Source organism: Ruegeria sp. H7 (genome assembly GCF_056532945.1).
Genome location: NZ_JBQFNZ010000007.1, coordinates 127,362 through 143,134 on the forward strand (window position 1 = coordinate 127,362; position 15,773 = coordinate 143,134).

General features: G+C 60.5%; 15 protein-coding genes. 9 read left to right on the plus strand and 6 right to left on the minus strand.

Annotation, left to right across the window (positions count from 1 at the left end; genetic code table 11):
• From ACR0AC_RS15570 to lpdA, 7 genes are all read left to right on the plus strand, one after another.
• Entirely contained in the window at positions 1-831 is an 831-nt protein-coding gene (locus ACR0AC_RS15570; RefSeq protein WP_480874632.1) for a hypothetical protein, read from the plus strand.
• Positions 828-1,367, plus strand: coding sequence for a DUF805 domain-containing protein (locus ACR0AC_RS15575; protein ID WP_480874635.1), 540 nt, complete (start codon positions 828-830; stop codon positions 1,365-1,367). The genes ACR0AC_RS15570 and ACR0AC_RS15575 overlap by 4 nt, the downstream gene beginning before the upstream one ends.
• The gene (locus ACR0AC_RS15580) at positions 1,364-4,321 is read left to right on the plus strand and encodes a 2-oxoglutarate dehydrogenase E1 component (protein ID WP_480874638.1); all 2,958 of its coding nucleotides are present in this window, start codon (positions 1,364-1,366) and stop codon (positions 4,319-4,321) included. The genes ACR0AC_RS15575 and ACR0AC_RS15580 overlap by 4 nt, the downstream gene beginning before the upstream one ends.
• A 3-nt stretch (positions 4,322-4,324) precedes the next feature.
• Positions 4,325-5,833, plus strand: coding sequence for a 2-oxoglutarate dehydrogenase complex dihydrolipoyllysine-residue succinyltransferase (gene odhB / locus ACR0AC_RS15585; RefSeq protein ID WP_170455663.1), 1,509 nt, complete (start codon positions 4,325-4,327; stop codon positions 5,831-5,833).
• Between the two features lie 2 nt (positions 5,834-5,835).
• Positions 5,836-6,105: a hypothetical protein gene (locus ACR0AC_RS15590; RefSeq protein WP_170455665.1), complete on the plus strand. Its 270-nt coding sequence runs from the start codon at positions 5,836-5,838 to the stop codon at positions 6,103-6,105.
• 83 nt (positions 6,106-6,188) lie between these two features.
• Positions 6,189-6,599, plus strand: coding sequence for an MAPEG family protein (locus ACR0AC_RS15595; protein WP_170455667.1), 411 nt, complete (start codon positions 6,189-6,191; stop codon positions 6,597-6,599).
• Between the two features lie 69 nt (positions 6,600-6,668).
• Positions 6,669-8,057 (plus strand): dihydrolipoyl dehydrogenase, encoded by a 1,389-nt coding sequence (gene lpdA, locus ACR0AC_RS15600; protein WP_170455669.1) that lies wholly within the window; start codon positions 6,669-6,671, stop codon positions 8,055-8,057.
• 21 nt (positions 8,058-8,078) lie between these two features.
• Here lpdA and ACR0AC_RS15605 read toward each other — a convergent pair whose 3' ends face one another.
• Positions 8,079-8,657, minus strand: coding sequence for a TetR/AcrR family transcriptional regulator (locus ACR0AC_RS15605; RefSeq protein ID WP_480781345.1), 579 nt, complete (start codon positions 8,655-8,657; stop codon positions 8,079-8,081).
• A 102-nt stretch (positions 8,658-8,759) separates the two neighbouring features.
• On the opposite strand from ACR0AC_RS15605, the gene ACR0AC_RS15610 reads away from it, so the two are divergent.
• On the plus strand, positions 8,760-9,353 hold the full coding sequence (locus ACR0AC_RS15610; protein WP_170624033.1) for an NAD(P)H-dependent oxidoreductase: 594 nt from the start codon (positions 8,760-8,762) through the stop codon (positions 9,351-9,353).
• A 9-nt stretch (positions 9,354-9,362) separates the two neighbouring features.
• Here the strand turns inward: ACR0AC_RS15610 and ACR0AC_RS15615 are convergent, their stop codons facing one another.
• From ACR0AC_RS15615 to ACR0AC_RS15630, 4 genes are read right to left on the minus strand one after another with little or no spacing between them, the layout of a single operon-like run.
• Positions 9,363-9,968: a pyridoxamine 5'-phosphate oxidase family protein gene (locus ACR0AC_RS15615; protein ID WP_480874643.1), complete on the minus strand. Its 606-nt coding sequence runs from the start codon at positions 9,966-9,968 to the stop codon at positions 9,363-9,365.
• Complete coding sequence (locus ACR0AC_RS15620) at positions 9,955-10,695, minus strand: lysophospholipid acyltransferase family protein (RefSeq protein WP_170522224.1); 741 nt, start codon at positions 10,693-10,695, stop codon at positions 9,955-9,957. Before ACR0AC_RS15620 ends, ACR0AC_RS15615 begins: the two co-directional genes overlap by 14 nt.
• The gene (locus ACR0AC_RS15625; RefSeq protein ID WP_480874646.1) at positions 10,695-11,594 is read right to left on the minus strand and encodes a cell division protein FtsX; all 900 of its coding nucleotides are present in this window, start codon (positions 11,592-11,594) and stop codon (positions 10,695-10,697) included. The genes ACR0AC_RS15620 and ACR0AC_RS15625 overlap by 1 nt, the downstream gene beginning before the upstream one ends.
• Positions 11,591-12,268, minus strand: a complete 678-nt coding sequence (locus ACR0AC_RS15630) for an ATP-binding cassette domain-containing protein (protein ID WP_170624208.1) — start codon at positions 12,266-12,268, stop codon at positions 11,591-11,593. The genes ACR0AC_RS15625 and ACR0AC_RS15630 overlap by 4 nt, the downstream gene beginning before the upstream one ends.
• A gap of 184 nt (positions 12,269-12,452) precedes the next feature.
• Between ACR0AC_RS15630 and ACR0AC_RS15635 the strand changes: the two genes are divergently transcribed.
• On the plus strand, positions 12,453-13,202 hold the full coding sequence (locus ACR0AC_RS15635; RefSeq protein WP_170455681.1) for a zinc-ribbon domain-containing protein: 750 nt from the start codon (positions 12,453-12,455) through the stop codon (positions 13,200-13,202).
• A gap of 11 nt (positions 13,203-13,213) precedes the next feature.
• Here ACR0AC_RS15635 and ACR0AC_RS15640 read toward each other — a convergent pair whose 3' ends face one another.
• Entirely contained in the window at positions 13,214-15,757 is a 2,544-nt protein-coding gene (locus tag ACR0AC_RS15640; RefSeq protein WP_480874649.1) for a TIGR02302 family protein, read from the minus strand.
• Positions 15,758-15,773 lie beyond the last annotated feature (16 nt).

The following is a 15,773-nucleotide window of genomic DNA, read 5'->3' on the forward strand; positions in this document are numbered from 1 at the left end:
ATGGCGCGCCAGAAAATATGCTTTGTGAGGCGGGGGGCAAAATCCCCTCGCCTCCTGCATGTTTTGGTTTTGTTTCTAAGTGTCCAGTTTTCCGCAATCTCGGGGACTGCCAGCGCATCACCGAAATTCACAAAGCCAACACAGGACGTAATCGATCTATGTACATGGTCATTGGCAGATCGTGCTTCGGTTGCTGAGGAATTCACCCAACGCGGATGGAAAACGTTCCGTGCGCCCTATCCCGAAGCACTTGCTTCGCTTTTGGCAGATGGCGGACTCTTCCGTGCCCTTATTGATGAGAGATACAACTTTTTCGGTCTGGATACAGAAACTGGCATCATTCCCGACATGATTGAGCATCTGGACACCATATCTGATGTCTCACAGCGCGGTGTCTATGATGCGTTCTGGTGGGATGGAGACACCCGCGCGTTTTTGATGATCCATGACAAGGGCGGAAATAGAAAACTTGGCGAAGACCTTGGATGCCGCTTCTTTAGTTCTTCTTTGCAAGATGCAACGTTGGTTTCTGATGCAGTTCATCAATACCCGGGTGACGGGCACAAAGTATCTCTTGGTCCGGCTCGAACTGTGAGCGCGACAACTATTGGAGACGAACTACACAAACCGCTTTCTGGTGCTGCTAGTTTTCTCGTGAAACTAGGCGTTTTTGTTGATCGCCCGATTCTGGAACCCCAAGTTGGCATGGGGCCAGCGAGAGTGGATTTTTTCTGGTTCGAGCAATCCGAATTCGAAGAGCAGTATTCTAGAAAACCCAATTCTGCATTTGGATTAGAAATTTATCGGCGAAATAATGAGGCCAAACAGTGACCTTCTCTGACGCCATCCGCACCTGTTTCTCCAAGTTCTTCACCTTCTCGGGTCGGGCCTCCCGCCCCGAATACTGGTTCTTTTTCCTGTTCATCGTGATCTGGAGCTTAATCGCCGGGATCATCGATGCGCAGTTCTTCACTCAGGTCTCGGTCAGCGAAAGCGATGAGGTCAAGGCCGTCACCGCGACATCCAGCCAACCCGTACAAAGCATCGTCAGCCTGATCGTCTTCTTCCCGCATCTGGCCGTCGCGTGGCGGCGGATGCATGATAGCGGGCGCAGCGGGCTTTATGCTCTGCTGCCGATCCTGCTGATCCTCGGGGCCTTTGCGGTTCTGATTTTTGGCATTGGCCTTGCCAGCCAGTTCCACGGTGGCACTCTGGACATTCTGTTCACACGTGCCACTCTGCTGATCGTCATTCCGACACTCATCGTTCTGTTTGTGTCGCCCCTGCTGGTTCTGTGGTGGCTGACCCGCCCCAGCCAACCCGGCGCCAACCAATACGGTCCCAACCCATATGAGGTAGCCCAATGACCGAACATACGCCCAACTCTACCTTTCATGCCTCAAGCTTTATGCAAGGGCACAATGCCGAGTATCTGGAGCAGCTTTATGCCCAGTACACAAAAGACCCGAACGCGATAGACGCGGCCTGGGTCGATTTCTTCCGGCAGATGGGCGATGCAACGCCCGACGTTCAGAAAGAGGCAGAAGGGCCGTCCTGGGCGCGGACCGACTGGCCGCCGATGCCGGCCGATGATCTGACCGGCGCGCTGACCGGCGAGTGGGCCGAGATCGACGCCAAGGCGGCAGGCAAAAAGATCAAGGAAAAGGCCGCTGACACGGGCGTCAAGGTCAGTGAAGATCAGGTCAAACGCGCCGTGCTGGACAGCCTACGTGCCCTGATGCTGATCCGGGCCTATCGGATCCGGGGCCATCTGGCTGCCGATCTGGATCCGCTGGGCATGCGCGCGGCCAGCACGCACCCGGAACTGGATCCAAAGACCTACGGCTTTACCGAAGCCGATATGGACCGTCAGATTTTTATCGACAACGTTCTGGGCCTGCAGATGGCCAGCATGCGCCAGATCGTCGAGATCGTGAAACGCACCTATTGCGGCACCTTCGCACTGCAATACATGCATATCTCGGACCCCGAACAGGCCGCCTGGCTGAAAGAACGGATCGAAGGCTACGGCAAGGAAATCGCCTTTACCAAGGAAGGCCGCAAGGCGATCCTGAACAAGATGGTCGAGGCCGAAGGCTTCGAAAAATTCTTACATGTCAAATACATGGGCACCAAGCGGTTCGGTCTGGACGGCGGCGAAAGTCTGATCCCGGCGATGGAGCAGATCATCAAGCGCGGCGGTGCTCTGGGCGTTCAGGACATCGTGATCGGCATGCCGCATCGCGGGCGTCTGAACATCCTCGCCAACGTGATGGGCAAGCCTTACCGCGCGATTTTCAACGAATTCCAGGGCGGCAGCTTCAAGCCCGAGGATGTGGATGGCTCGGGCGACGTGAAATATCACCTTGGCGCCTCCAGTGACCGCGAGTTTGATGGCAACAGCGTGCACCTGTCGCTGACCGCCAACCCCAGCCACCTTGAGGCGGTAAACCCGGTTGTTCTGGGCAAGGTCCGCGCCAAGCAAGATCAATTGAAAGACGAAGACCGCACCAAGGTCATGGGCATCCTGCTGCACGGCGATGCGGCCTTTGCCGGTCAGGGTGTGGTGGCTGAAGGGTTCGGCCTGTCCGGCCTGCGCGGTCACAAGACCGGCGGCACAATGCATATCGTGGTGAATAACCAGATCGGTTTCACCACCGCGCCGCATTTCTCACGCTCCAGCCCCTATCCCACGGATATTGCGCTGATGGTTGAGGCGCCGATCTTCCACGTGAACGGTGACGACCCCGAGGCCGTGGTGCATGCGGCGAAGGTGGCGACCGAGTTCCGTCAGAAGTTCCACAAGGACGTGGTCATCGACATCTTCTGCTATCGCCGGTTTGGTCATAACGAGGGCGATGAGCCCATGTTCACCAACCCGATCATGTACAAGAAGATCAAGACGCATAAGACCACGTTGTCTCTGTACACCGAGCGTTTGGTCAAGGACGGTCTGATCCCCGAGGGCGAGATCGAGGACATGAAGGCCGCCTTCCAGGCCCATCTGAATGATGAGTTCGAGGCTGGAAAAGACTATAAACCCAACAAGGCCGACTGGTTGGACGGGCGCTGGTCGCACATGGACAAAAGCAAGGAAGAATATGTGCGGGGCGAGACCGCCATTTCTCCGGACACGCTGGCTGAGGTTGGCAAGGCACTGACCCATGCGCCCGACAATGTGGCCCTGCACAAGACCGTGGGCCGCCTGCTGGATCACAAAAAGCAGATGTTCGAAACAGGCACAGGGTTTGACTGGGCCACGGGCGAAGCACTGGCCTTTGGCTCATTGCTGACCGAAGGCTACCCGGTGCGCCTGTCCGGGCAGGACGCAACGCGCGGGACGTTTAGCCAGCGCCATTCCGGCTTTGTCCATCAGGAAAGTGAAGAACGCTATTACCCGCTGAACAATATTCGCTCGGGGCAGGCGCAGTACGAAGTGATCGACTCGATGCTGTCCGAATATGCGGTTCTGGGTTTCGAATACGGCTATTCGCTGGCCGAACCCAACGCCCTGACCCTGTGGGAAGCGCAGTTCGGCGATTTCGCCAACGGGGCGCAGATCATGTTCGACCAGTTCATCAGCTCGGGCGAAAGCAAGTGGCTGCGGATGTCCGGTCTGGTCTGCCTGCTGCCGCACGGGTTCGAAGGGCAAGGGCCGGAACACTCGTCTGCCCGTCTGGAACGGTTCCTGCAAATGTGCGGACAGGACAACTGGATCGTGGCGAACTGCACGACGCCTGCAAACTATTTCCACATCCTGCGCCGTCAGCTACACCGGACCTTCCGCAAGCCGCTGATCCTGGTGACGCCGAAATCGCTGCTGCGCCACAAGCTGGCTGTCAGCAAGGCAGAAGAATTCACCACAGGCTCCAGCTTCCACCGGGTTCTGTGGGACGATGCGCAGCACGGAAACTCGGACACCAAGCTGGTCAAGGACGACAAGATCAAGCGGGTCGTGATGTGTTCCGGCAAGGTTTACTACGACCTGCTGGAGGAACGCGACACGCGTGGGATCGACGATGTCTACCTGATGCGGATCGAACAGTTTTATCCGTTCCCGGCGCACTCGCTGATCAATGAGCTTGAGCGCTTTAAGGGTGCGGAAATGATCTGGTGTCAGGAAGAGCCCAAGAACCAGGGCGCCTGGACCTTTATCGAGCCCAATATCGAATGGGTGCTGACCCGCATCAAGGCCAAGCATACCCGGCCGCGCTATGTCGGTCGCGCAACATCCGCCTCACCCGCGACGGGTCTGGCCAGCCAACACAAAGCCCAACAACAAGCGCTGGTGAACGAAGCGCTGAGCATTGAAGGAAAGTAAACGATGACGATTGAAGTTCGTGTTCCCACGCTTGGCGAATCGGTAACCGAAGCGACGGTTGCGACCTGGTTCAAGAAACCCGGCGATGCGGTCGCCGTAGATGAAATGCTGTGCGAGCTTGAGACCGACAAGGTTACGGTCGAAGTGCCCTCGCCCTCTGCCGGTGTGATGGGCGAAATCGTCGCCGCCGAAGGTGAAACCGTTGGCGTTGACGCCCTGCTGGCCACAATCACCGCGGGCGAAGGCGCGGCTCCTGCGCCTGCCGCCGCTCCGGCCCCGGCAGCCGCCCCGGCTGCGTCGGGCGGCAGCGTGGACGTCATGGTGCCGACGCTGGGCGAATCCGTGACCGAAGCAACCGTTTCGACATGGTTCAAACAGGTCGGCGACAGCGTCGCGCAGGATGAGATGCTGTGCGAATTGGAAACCGACAAGGTTTCGGTCGAGGTTCCGGCCCCCGCTGCGGGTGTGCTGGCTGAAATCGTGGCCCCCGAAGGCGCGACCGTGGATGCCTCGGCCAAGCTGGCGGTGATCTCGGGCGCGGCGGCTGGGGCTGCTCCGGCTCCGGCAGCAGCCGCGGCGGCGGCCCCGGCAGCGGCCAGCACAGGCAAGGATATCGCCAATGCGCCGTCAGCCGAAAAAGCCATGGCCGAGGCTGGCCTGTCGGCCGATCAGGTCACTGGAACCGGTCGCGATGGCCGGATCATGAAAGAAGATGTGGCCCGCGCCGCTGCAGCACCGTCGGCCCCCGCACCGGCCCCGGCGGCCCCTACCCCGGCACCAACCCCGCGCGCGCCTGTGGCTGCCGCAGATGCCGGGCGCGAAGAACGGGTACGCATGACCCGTCTGCGCCAAACCATCGCCAAGCGCCTGAAGGATGCGCAGAACACCGCAGCGATCCTGACCACCTATAACGAGGTGGACATGACCGAGGTGATGGCCCTGCGCAACCAGTACAAGGATCAGTTCGAGAAGAAGCACGGCGTGCGTCTGGGCTTTATGTCCTTCTTCACCAAGGCCTGCTGTCATGCGCTGAAAGAAGTGCCCGAGGTGAACGCGGAAATCGACGGCACCGATATCGTCTACAAGAACTTCGTGCATATGGGCGTTGCCGCCGGTACGCCGCAGGGTCTGGTGGTTCCGGTGATCCGCGATGCCGACAGCATGTCCTTTGCCGCGATCGAGAAGGCGATTGCCGAAAAAGGCCGACGCGCCCGTGACGGCAAGCTAAGCATGGAAGAGATGCAGGGCGGCACCTTCACCATCTCAAACGGTGGCGTCTACGGCTCGCTGATGTCCTCACCGATCCTGAACCCGCCGCAGTCGGGTATTCTGGGAATGCACAAGATCCAGGACCGTCCGATGGTTATCAATGGCGAAATCAAGATTCGTCCGATGATGTATCTGGCCCTGTCCTATGATCACCGCATCGTGGACGGCAAAGGCGCGGTGACGTTCCTTGTCCGCGTGAAAGAGGCGCTGGAAGATCCGCGCCGCCTGTTGATGGATCTGTAATCATGGCGACTCATGTCCTTTGGCAAGCCGATGTGGCGGATTTCGATGCCTGGCTGACCGTGTTCCGCGAAGACCAGAAAATGCGTGAGGCTGCGGGAATCCGCGACCTCCATATCTGGCAGGACCCAGCTCAGAAGGATCACGCTGTGGCCCTGTTCGAAATCACCGATCTGGACCGCGCGCAGAGTTTTCTGGAATCAGAAGAGCTGGCGATGCACCACGAACGCGGGGGCGTTGCGCATATCCAGGTCAAAGTTCTGAACCCTGTCTAAACAGTGCTGCCCGGATCAGACATAATCCCAACTGGCCGCCCGACCCATCATAGGGTGGGCGGCAAAAATGAAGGTGTTCCCCTGTGACACCCGAGTTGACTGCCCTGACATTGGCCGCACTGTTGCAGATCATCCAATATGCTCTGATGGCGATCCCGGCCAATCTGGAACTGGGTCCGGGCAAGACCATGTCCGCGCGCGACCGCAGCCGGTTGGGTGGTGCACTCGAAGATCAGCTGTCCGATGAAACGGCCCGTCTGTATCGGGCGCTGAACAATCACTTCGAAGGGCTGATCCTGTTCTCCATCGCTTGTGTGGTCGTGACCCTAAGTGGGACGGGCAACGACTTCACTGCGACCTGCGCCTGGACCTATCTGGTGGCGCGCGTCCTTTACGTGCCCGCCTATTATTATGGTTGGAAGCCCTGGCGCACCCTGATCTGGTTCGCCGGGTTCCTGACTACCACCTTCATGCTTTTGGCGGTGCTATTGTGACGCCGCTGATGTACAACCTGTTCAGAGGTTTACGCCCTGTGACAGCCCGAATTCTCAAGGAGACCCTCAATGGCAAGTTATGACGTCATCGTAATCGGCTCAGGCCCCGGCGGCTATGTGTGTGCCATCCGTTGTGCCCAGCTGGGCCTGAAAACCGCCTGCGTTGAAGGACGGGACACATTGGGCGGCACCTGTCTGAATGTGGGCTGCATCCCATCCAAGGCGCTGCTGCACGCCAGCCATCAGTTGCACGAGGCCGAGCATAACTTTGCCAAGATGGGCCTGAAGGGTAAATCGCCTTCGGTCGATTGGAAGCAGATGCAGACCTACAAGGACGAGGTGATCGAAGGCAATACCAAGGGCATCGAGTTCCTGTTCAAGAAGAACAAGATCGACTGGCTGAAAGGCTGGGGCTCGATCCCCGCTGCAGGTCAGGTCAAGGTTGGTGATGAGGTGCACGAGGCGAAGAACATCATCATCGCCTCGGGGTCCGAGCCCGCCTCGCTGCCCGGTGTTGAAGTTGATGAGAAGGTTGTCGTCACCTCGACGGGTGCGCTGTCGCTGGGCAAGATCCCGAAGAAGATGGTCGTTATTGGTGCAGGTGTGATCGGGCTTGAACTGGGTTCGGTCTATCAGCGGCTGGGTGCCGAGGTCACGGTGATCGAATTCCTCGACGTGATCACACCGGGCATGGACCCCGAGGTGCAGAAAACCTTCCAGCGTATCCTCAAGAAACAGGGTTTGAAGTTTGTCATGGGCGCAGCGGTGCAAAAGACCGAAGCCACCAAGACTAAGGCCAAGGTCACGTACAAACTGCGCAAGGACGACAGCGAGCATGTGGTCGAGGCGGATACCGTACTGGTCGCCACCGGGCGCAAACCGTATTCGGACGGCCTGGGGCTGGACGCTTTGGGCGTCGAGATGACGCCGCGTGGTCAGATCAAGGTCGGGGCCGACTGGCAGACCAACGTGCCTGGCATCTACGCCATCGGCGACGTCACCGAAGGCCCGATGTTGGCGCATAAGGCCGAGGATGAGGGCATGGCTGCCGCCGAACAGGTCGCGGGCAAGCATGGTCACGTGAACTACGGCGTCATTCCTGGCGTGATCTACACCTGGCCCGAGGTTGCCAATGTCGGCGAAACCGAAGAGACGCTGAAAGAACAGGGCCGCGCCTACAAGGTCGGCAAGTTCATGTTCATGGGCAACGGTCGGGCCAAAGCCAACTTTGCCGCCGACGGGTTCGTGAAGATTCTGGCCGACAAGGAAACCGACCGTATTCTGGGCGCACACATCATCGGCCCCGGCGCTGGCGATCTGATCCACGAGGTCTGCGTCGCCATGGAATTCGGAGCCTCAGCCGAAGATCTAGCCCTGACCTGCCACGCCCACCCGACCTATTCCGAAGCCGTGCGCGAGGCTGCCTTGGCCTGCGGCGACGGACCGATCCACAGCTAAGACCAATGACTCCGGCGGCAATCAGCGCGCCGGGGTCAGCCATGCATCCAGATAGGTTTCCAGCCTGTCGGTGAATGTCGTCGCGGAATGCAACGCGCAGAACCTTAGAGACATCGCCTGAATCGCAAAGGCCTGCACACCTTCTGCCAACAGCTCGGGCGGCACATCCTTGCGCATCTGAGCAGCGTCAAGCCACATCATCACGACGCGGAAGTACCGCTCAAAGCAATAGGCGATCGGGCCCACCTCGGCGATTGCCGCCGCGCCGGAATACCTGATCAACAGATCGAATACATACCGTTCGGACGTCATGAAACTGTGGGCGGGCTCCAGCCCGGCGATGATTTCGGCGACGGTTCCGGGCGGCGGGCCGGACTCGGCCTGATCCAGGCACGCGTTCAACCTGTCAGCGATCAGAATTTCCATCATCGCGTCTTTGTCGTGGAAATGCGCAAAGAACGTCCCCTTGGCCACACCGGCGGCCTTGACGACATCTTCCACCCTCAGCGCCTCATACCCGCTGTCCTGAATCAACGCCTCGGACGCCGCCATAAGGCGGGCGCGGGTTTTCAGTGTACGTTTTTGAACTGTCTTCTGCATAAGGCTAATTTGCACGTTTTCTGACCGTGGTCAAATTTTTTATTGACCGCGGTCATTTTTTGATTCTATAAACTGACCACGGTCATTTTTAGGAGAACCCCGATGCAGCCGAAGAAAATTCTGATCCTTGACGGACACCCTGCCGAAAGCAGCCTGTCCCGCACCTTTGCGCAAACCTATGGCGACGCAGCCCGCGAAAACGGGCATGATGTCCGCCTGATCCACCTGAGCGATCTGCAGTTCGACCACGATTTCGGTCAGGGCAATTACCACGACTTCAAGCCGCTAGAGCCCGTGCTGGAACAGGTTCTGCAGGATTTTGAATGGAGCGATCATCTGGTCCTGACAGCGCCAATGTGGTGGGGCGGTCTGCCTGCGAAACTGAAGGGTCTGATTGACCGCATGTTCATCCCGGGGCGTACTTTCGATACGCGACACACGACCAAGATGGGTTTCCCGGCCCCGATGCTGACCGGTCGCACCGCGCGCGTCATTCTGACGTCGGACACGCCGGGCTGGTTCATGCGGCTGATCTATCGCCAGGCACTGATCCGGCAAGTACGCGATCAGATCCTGGGCTTTGTCGGCTTCAAACCAACACGGTTTACCTATTTCGCAGGGGCCAGCTATCCCAAGCCCGGTCATGTCGAGCGCTGGATTTCCCAGGTCGCCAGGATTGGCGCAGCGGCAGTGTAGCCGCCGTGACTACCACATGGTTTTAGCGGCGCGCGCGCCCCATTCGCGATCATAGCGTGCGCCGCCTTCGTCCCCGTCCGACGCCTCGGCCAGAATTTCTCCGATGGTTGGAAGAGGCGCGGACTCATCACCGCAAGTCCAGGTTCTTGCCCGCATCAGCGCCCGCGCGCATTGAGTGTAAATCTCGTGAAGTTCAATCACGATCACAGTCGCCGGGCGCTTGCCCTGCTTTTCGAACCGCGTACGCAATTCATCATCCGCAGTCAGACGCGCCGTCCCGTTCACCCGCACCACGTTGTTGGAACCGGGCACGATGAACATCAGCGAAACACGCGGATCGCGCACGATGTTGCGCAGCGAATCCAGGCGGTTGTTGCCCCGCCAATCCGGCATCGCCAGAGTCTTTGGATCCAGCTCCAGCACCACCGGGCCATCGTCACCGCGCGGGCTGCCGTCGACACCTTCCGGCCCGACCGTGCTGAGGATGCACAGGCGCGAGGCCATGATCCATGTCCGATACAGCGGCGTCAGCCTGTGTGCCACTTTGCGCAAGGACGGTGCGCCCGGGGTGCCATAGAGCCCCGCAAGCGTCTCGGTATCTTCAATGAACTCCATCTGGGTCAAACCCCACTTCTTTCATCAACGCGGTCGAGCGGGTCTCGATCACCTCTTCCAGCCGTCCAAGGAACGCATCACGCGCGACGCCCGGCTCGATCGGGTCGAGGAAATCGACAATCGCCATGCCGGGTTTGCGCAAGATGCCCGTGCGCGGCCAGAAGACGCCCGCGTTTGTGGCAACGGGGACGCAAGGCACACCAAGCCCTTCGTACAGAACCGCAGTGCCCACCTTATAGGGCTTTTTGGCCCCCGGTGCGACGCGGGTGCCCTGAGGGTAGATGACCAACTGGCCGGGTTCGGTGAATTCCTTGGCGACATCCTTGACCATCTTGGCCACCGCCGCACCCTTCTTGCCCCGGTTGACCGGAATACATCCCAATCGGCGCGCATAAAGGCCAATGACCGGGGTCCACAAAAGCTCTCGCTTCATGATGAACTTGCCATGCGGGATCGCGTTGAAGATCAAGAGAATATCAAGAAACGACTGGTGCTTGGCACCGATGACAACCTCGCCCGTGGGCACAGCGCCACGCACCTCAGAGCGAATGCCAACCATCCAGCGCGCAAGCCAAATGGTACTGCTGGCATAGGCTTTGCAGGCCCGCAACGCGCCGCGTTTGGTGAAGATCGCGTAAGGTAAGTACAGAATGCCAAGGATCAGCATCCAAAGGTAGATCACAAACATGAAGATCAACGAGCGGACCCACTGAATGGCCATGGACATCACGAAAGCTCCTTCAACTTGCGGCGCGCGGCGGCCCAGGTGGCGAAAAAGGCGACGGCTGCGCCCAGAATGGGAATGGCCACGGGCAAAATCCAGTCACTGCCCTGAAACCCGACGCCAGACAGGAAGCCCCCGGCATCCGAGGCTTCGGGCAACAACAAAACGCCGGTCATCCCCAACAGCGTGCCCACGGCTGCGCCAAACAGCGCGCGGTAGGTAAAGCGGCGCACGAAGGCTCCTGCGATAAACCGGTCGCGGGCCCCAACCTGACGCAACACCTCGATGATCTTGGCATTCGCCGCCAGTGAGGCATTCGCGGCCAGAGTGATCATGGCCGCCGTCGCCCCACCGATCAGCAGGATCGAAATCCAGCCCAATCGCCTAAGGGACATGGCGGCATCGACCAAAGGTTCGCGCCATCTGGTGTGGTCATCCAGAACCGCGCCCGGTACCTCGGCCCCAAGGCGCAGGCGCAGACCGGCGGCGTCAAGGCCCGGTTCGCCTTCGACAATCTCGATCAGTTGCGGGATGGGCAGCGTGTCCAGTGGCAGATCTGGCCCGAACCAGGGCGACAGCAGGGCCGCCTGTTCCTCGGTCGTCAGCGCACGGGCCGAGGCGACGCCGGGCGTTTGGCTCAGCACGGTCAGCGCGGCTTGGGTCTGGGCGGCCAGCTGCTCGGCCGGCGCGTTGATGCGCAGGGTGGCGGCCCCGGCCAGTTCCGTTGCCCATCGGTAGGCAATCCGGCCCGAGGCCAGCGACAGGGCCAAAGCAAAAACGGTCAGAAACGCCATCGCGCCCGAAACGAATAGGGTCAAATGCGCGGTATACCCGGTTGGGGGCACCACGCGGTCGGCCCGAGAATCTCGTCGCAGCAGGTTTCGGATATCGCCCCGGCTCATAGATCCGCCCCCGCCAAGTGCAGACGACGCTGCGAGATGCGCAGAACACGCGCCTGAACCTGACTTTTCGCGGCACGGATCAGGCTTAGATCATGGGTGGCGATCAGGACGGTTTTGCCCATCCGGTTCAGTTCGACCAGCAGGCGCAGCAGGCGCTGCGACATCTCCCAATCCACGTTGCCTGTGGGTTCATCGGCAAGCACCACGTCAGGCGACAGGATCACCGCACGGGCCAGCGCGGCGCGCTGCCGTTCGCCGCCCGACAGCTCTGGCGGATGCGCTTCAAGACGGGACCCCAGACCGACCCAGCCCAGCAACTCGGTTAGATTGTCCTGCTCATCCGCTTCAACCCGGCCTGAAACCATCAACGGCAGCGCGACGTTTTCGGCCAAGGTCATATGGTCCAGAAACTCGCAATTCTGATGAACCACGCCGATCCGGCGGCGCAACAGGGCCATCTGATCGCGATCCAGCGTGGCTATGTCCTGATCAAAGGCGCTCAACCGCCCGGATGTGGGCAACAATGCGCCGTAGCATAGTTTCAGAAACGTGGTCTTGCCCGCACCCGAAGGCCCCGTCAGAAAATGAAACGAACCCGGCTGCAATTGCACCGAGACATCGCTCAGCAATTCGCCGTCACCATAGGTGTAGCTGACATTTTCCAGCTCGATCACACGTGCCCCCATTTATTATGCCGCTCTTCTTGCCCCAGTGCGGGTGTGGTTTCAATGCCTGTACCGAGTCCAATTGGTGACACTTGGACCGTGAAACCGAAAACGCGCTTTGCTGTTGGGTCTTAACGGAATATCATGCCTGAAAAAACTATTATCGGCCGGATTGCACGGCCGGGGAGGCAGCATGCGTCTTACATGTCCGAATTGCAGTGCCCAATATGAGGTCCCGGATGAGGTCATCCCCGAGGAAGGCCGCGATGTCCAATGTTCGGCCTGCGATCACACATGGTTTCAGGCCAAACATCCTGTAGCGGAAACACCAGAGCCCGCCCCGGCCGAAGCCGACACGCCGGAACCCGAAGCGGTCGAGCCTGTGGCCGACGAAGACCCGCAACCTGAAGAGGCTGCGCCGGTTGTGGCCGAGATCGCGCCAGAACCCGAGCCTAAGCCTGAGCCGGAACCGGCAGATGCCAAACCTACCGGCAACGTGGACCCTGCCGTGGCCAATATTCTGCAGGAAGAGGCCGCGCGCGAGGCTGACTTGCGGGCGCAAGAGGGCAGCAGCCTGGAAACGCAACCGGATCTGGCGCTGGATGTCGCGCCGACGCCCAAGGTCGAGCCACGGCGCCCTACCGCCTCGGAAACATCCGAGGATGCCGGTCAGAAAGACGCTCTACCGGATGTTGAGGCGATCAATTCCAGCATGCTCAGCGACGAGGGTGAGACCGAACAGCCTGCACGCAAATCCGGCGGCTTTGTGCGTGGGTTTGCGCTGATGCTGATCATCGGCGTGATTCTGTACCTGATCTACGGCAACGCCCAGCAGATCAGCGAAGCTGTGCCGCAGGCGGATCCGGTGCTGAATTCCTATGTCTCACTTGTGGATCAGGCGCGTGTCTGGCTTGAGAGCCAAGCCGGATCCGGCGCGCCTTAGACCTGACGTCGTCAGAACCGTTCGAGCAGACGTTTCAGATATTCCAGTTCAATTGTGGGCCGGTCGCTTTCGCCGGTCCGGCGGCGGATTTCGTCCAGCAACTCACGCGCGCGACGATACACATCCTCGCCCTGCAACAGGTTTTCCTCGGTCGAGATTGACCCGGCGGCACCCGGATTGCGGCCCAGCGGATCGCGGTTGTTGGCCTGCGCCTCACCCTCCTGCGCGCCCTGACCGGGCTGGTTCTGCTGGTTCTGGGCCAAGGCCTCACCCAGCGATCGCATGCCCTCGCGCAGGGCTTCCATCGCCTCGGACTGGCGGTCTATTGCCTCGGCCAGATCATCGCCGCGCAGGGCCTGTTCGGCCTCGTCCATCGCGCGCCCTGCCCGGCCCAACGCATCACGCGCGGCCTCGCCTTCCGGCGTTCCTGCACCGGGCAGACCTTGCTCCTGCCGCCGCAACTCATCCCGCAGGGCCTGCTGACGGTCGGCAAGGTTACCCTGTCCGGACTGGCCTTCCCCGGCCTGATCCGAATCCTGCCCCTGACCCACCTGGCCCTCGTGGCTTTGCCCACGGCCCATGCCGCCACTACGCCCTTCATTGCCCTGGCTCTCACCCGACTGGGCACCGGGGTTGAATTGTTCCTGCAGGTCGCGGAAGGCCTGATCGCTAAGGCCCTGTTGTTCGCGCAACGTCTCGGCCAGGCCTTCCATGGCCTGTTGCCCTTCGGACTGGCCGCCCTGACCTTGCCCTTGGGTGACGCGCATATTCTCCATCATCTGCTGGAATTCTTCCAACGCCTGCTGCGCCTCGGCCATGCGGCCCTGTTCCATCAGTTCCTGAATGCGGTCCATCATGGCCTGCAGGTCGTCCTGCGTCATCTGCATGGATTCGCCGTTCTGGCCCTGCTGCCGCTCGCCGTCTTCGCCGTTCTGCTGTGCCAGACGCTGCAGCTGTTGCAAATAGTCCTGAGTCGCCTCGCGCAATTCCTGCATCAGCTCGGCAATTTCCTCGTCGCTGGCACCGTTCTGCATTGCCTCGGTCAAACGTTCCTGCGCGCGGCGCATCCGTTCCAAAGCATCCGCAAGCGTGCCGTCCTCGATCAGAACCGCAAGGTCCCACAGCGCCTGCGCAATCTCCTCTTGCTGAGGCGGCTTCAGGCCATATTCCGTGAACGTCTCCAACCGCCGCAACAGAACGCGAAGCCGCAGATAGGCCGTGTCCGAGCGGAACAGATCTTCGGGGCGATGGGACACCGCGCGCAATACCTGCGCAACCCGCGCGCCATTGTCGCGCGACCACAGCAAATCACGCCGCTGTTCGATCACCGCCGCTGCCAGCGGGTCAAAGAACCGACGCGCTGGCAAGGCGGTCAGATACGGTTCGGATTCGGACTGCTGATCTGCGGCATCCCGCGCCATCAACGTGATGCGCACCGGCAGATGCGCCCACGGGTGCTGCGAGAAATCTTCGATCAGATCTTCGGTGAAATCGGCCCGGTCGCCGGTGATCGGCATGGGCAACTCGATCTGAATCACCTCGCGCGGCTCAGGCTCTGTGGTCAGGCCATAGCGGCGATCAACGGCGGCCAGATCCAGTTCGATCAAGGCTGAGCCCGAGACGACACCGTAATCATCGCTGGACTGGAAGGGCAATTTCATCTGCCCACCGGCTTCAGCCTCGGCCACGCCTGCGACGCTGATCCGGGGTGCGGCATCCGCGACCACATCCAGCGTCCAATCCCGGCCTGCGGGTCCGTCGATCCGCAACTGGCCCGAGCGGTCGACCACGAATTCCAGTTCCGGCGCGGTGGCGGCTTCTGTACCCAAAACAGAGCTTGTTTCGGTCAGGCTATGCGCCCCAACCTCACCGTAAAAGCGCAGCGTAATGTTGCTGCCCTGCGGCACAGACAGGGTCGGCCCGGACTGGTCGGCTAGATACAGGGTCGGCAGGCCGGTATAGCGCGGCGGCTCGACCCAGCCTTCCCAGGTGGGTCCCTGCCCGGCGACAGCCGTGCCGGGCGTCATCTCCGCGACCGAACCGATGCGCCAGAAGGACCCGAACAACACAGCCACCACCAGCGCCAGCAGCGCGGCGTAGCGCAAAGCATACGGATCGCGCGACGCAAGTCGCAGATCGGGTTTGACTGCCTTGGCTGTCGAGGCTCGCTGCGCCATACGCGCCTTGTGCGCGTGCCACAGCGCAACCGAATCCGCATCCGTGGCCCCAATTGCCTGATCATCCATCAAGGCCTGTATGGGCCGCCCCGGAAGGGTTTCATCCAGACGCGCCAGCGCCTCGATCCGCGATGGCAGATGGAATCGCCGGACCCCAAGAACCGCAGCCACACCCAGCGCAATCAGGCCAAGCGCGCCGATACCCCAGACAAGCTCGACCCGGACCTGATCCTGCAGGCCCAGCATCAATGCGGCCAAAATGCCCATCAGGATCGAGAAAAACGGCCAAAAAGCGCGCATAACCTGCTCGGCCAGCAGCCCCGCATGGGTCAGCCAAAGCGAAAGTCTTGGAATCGGCAGTTTCAATCTGTCGCGCAATGCGGGCCTCCTGATC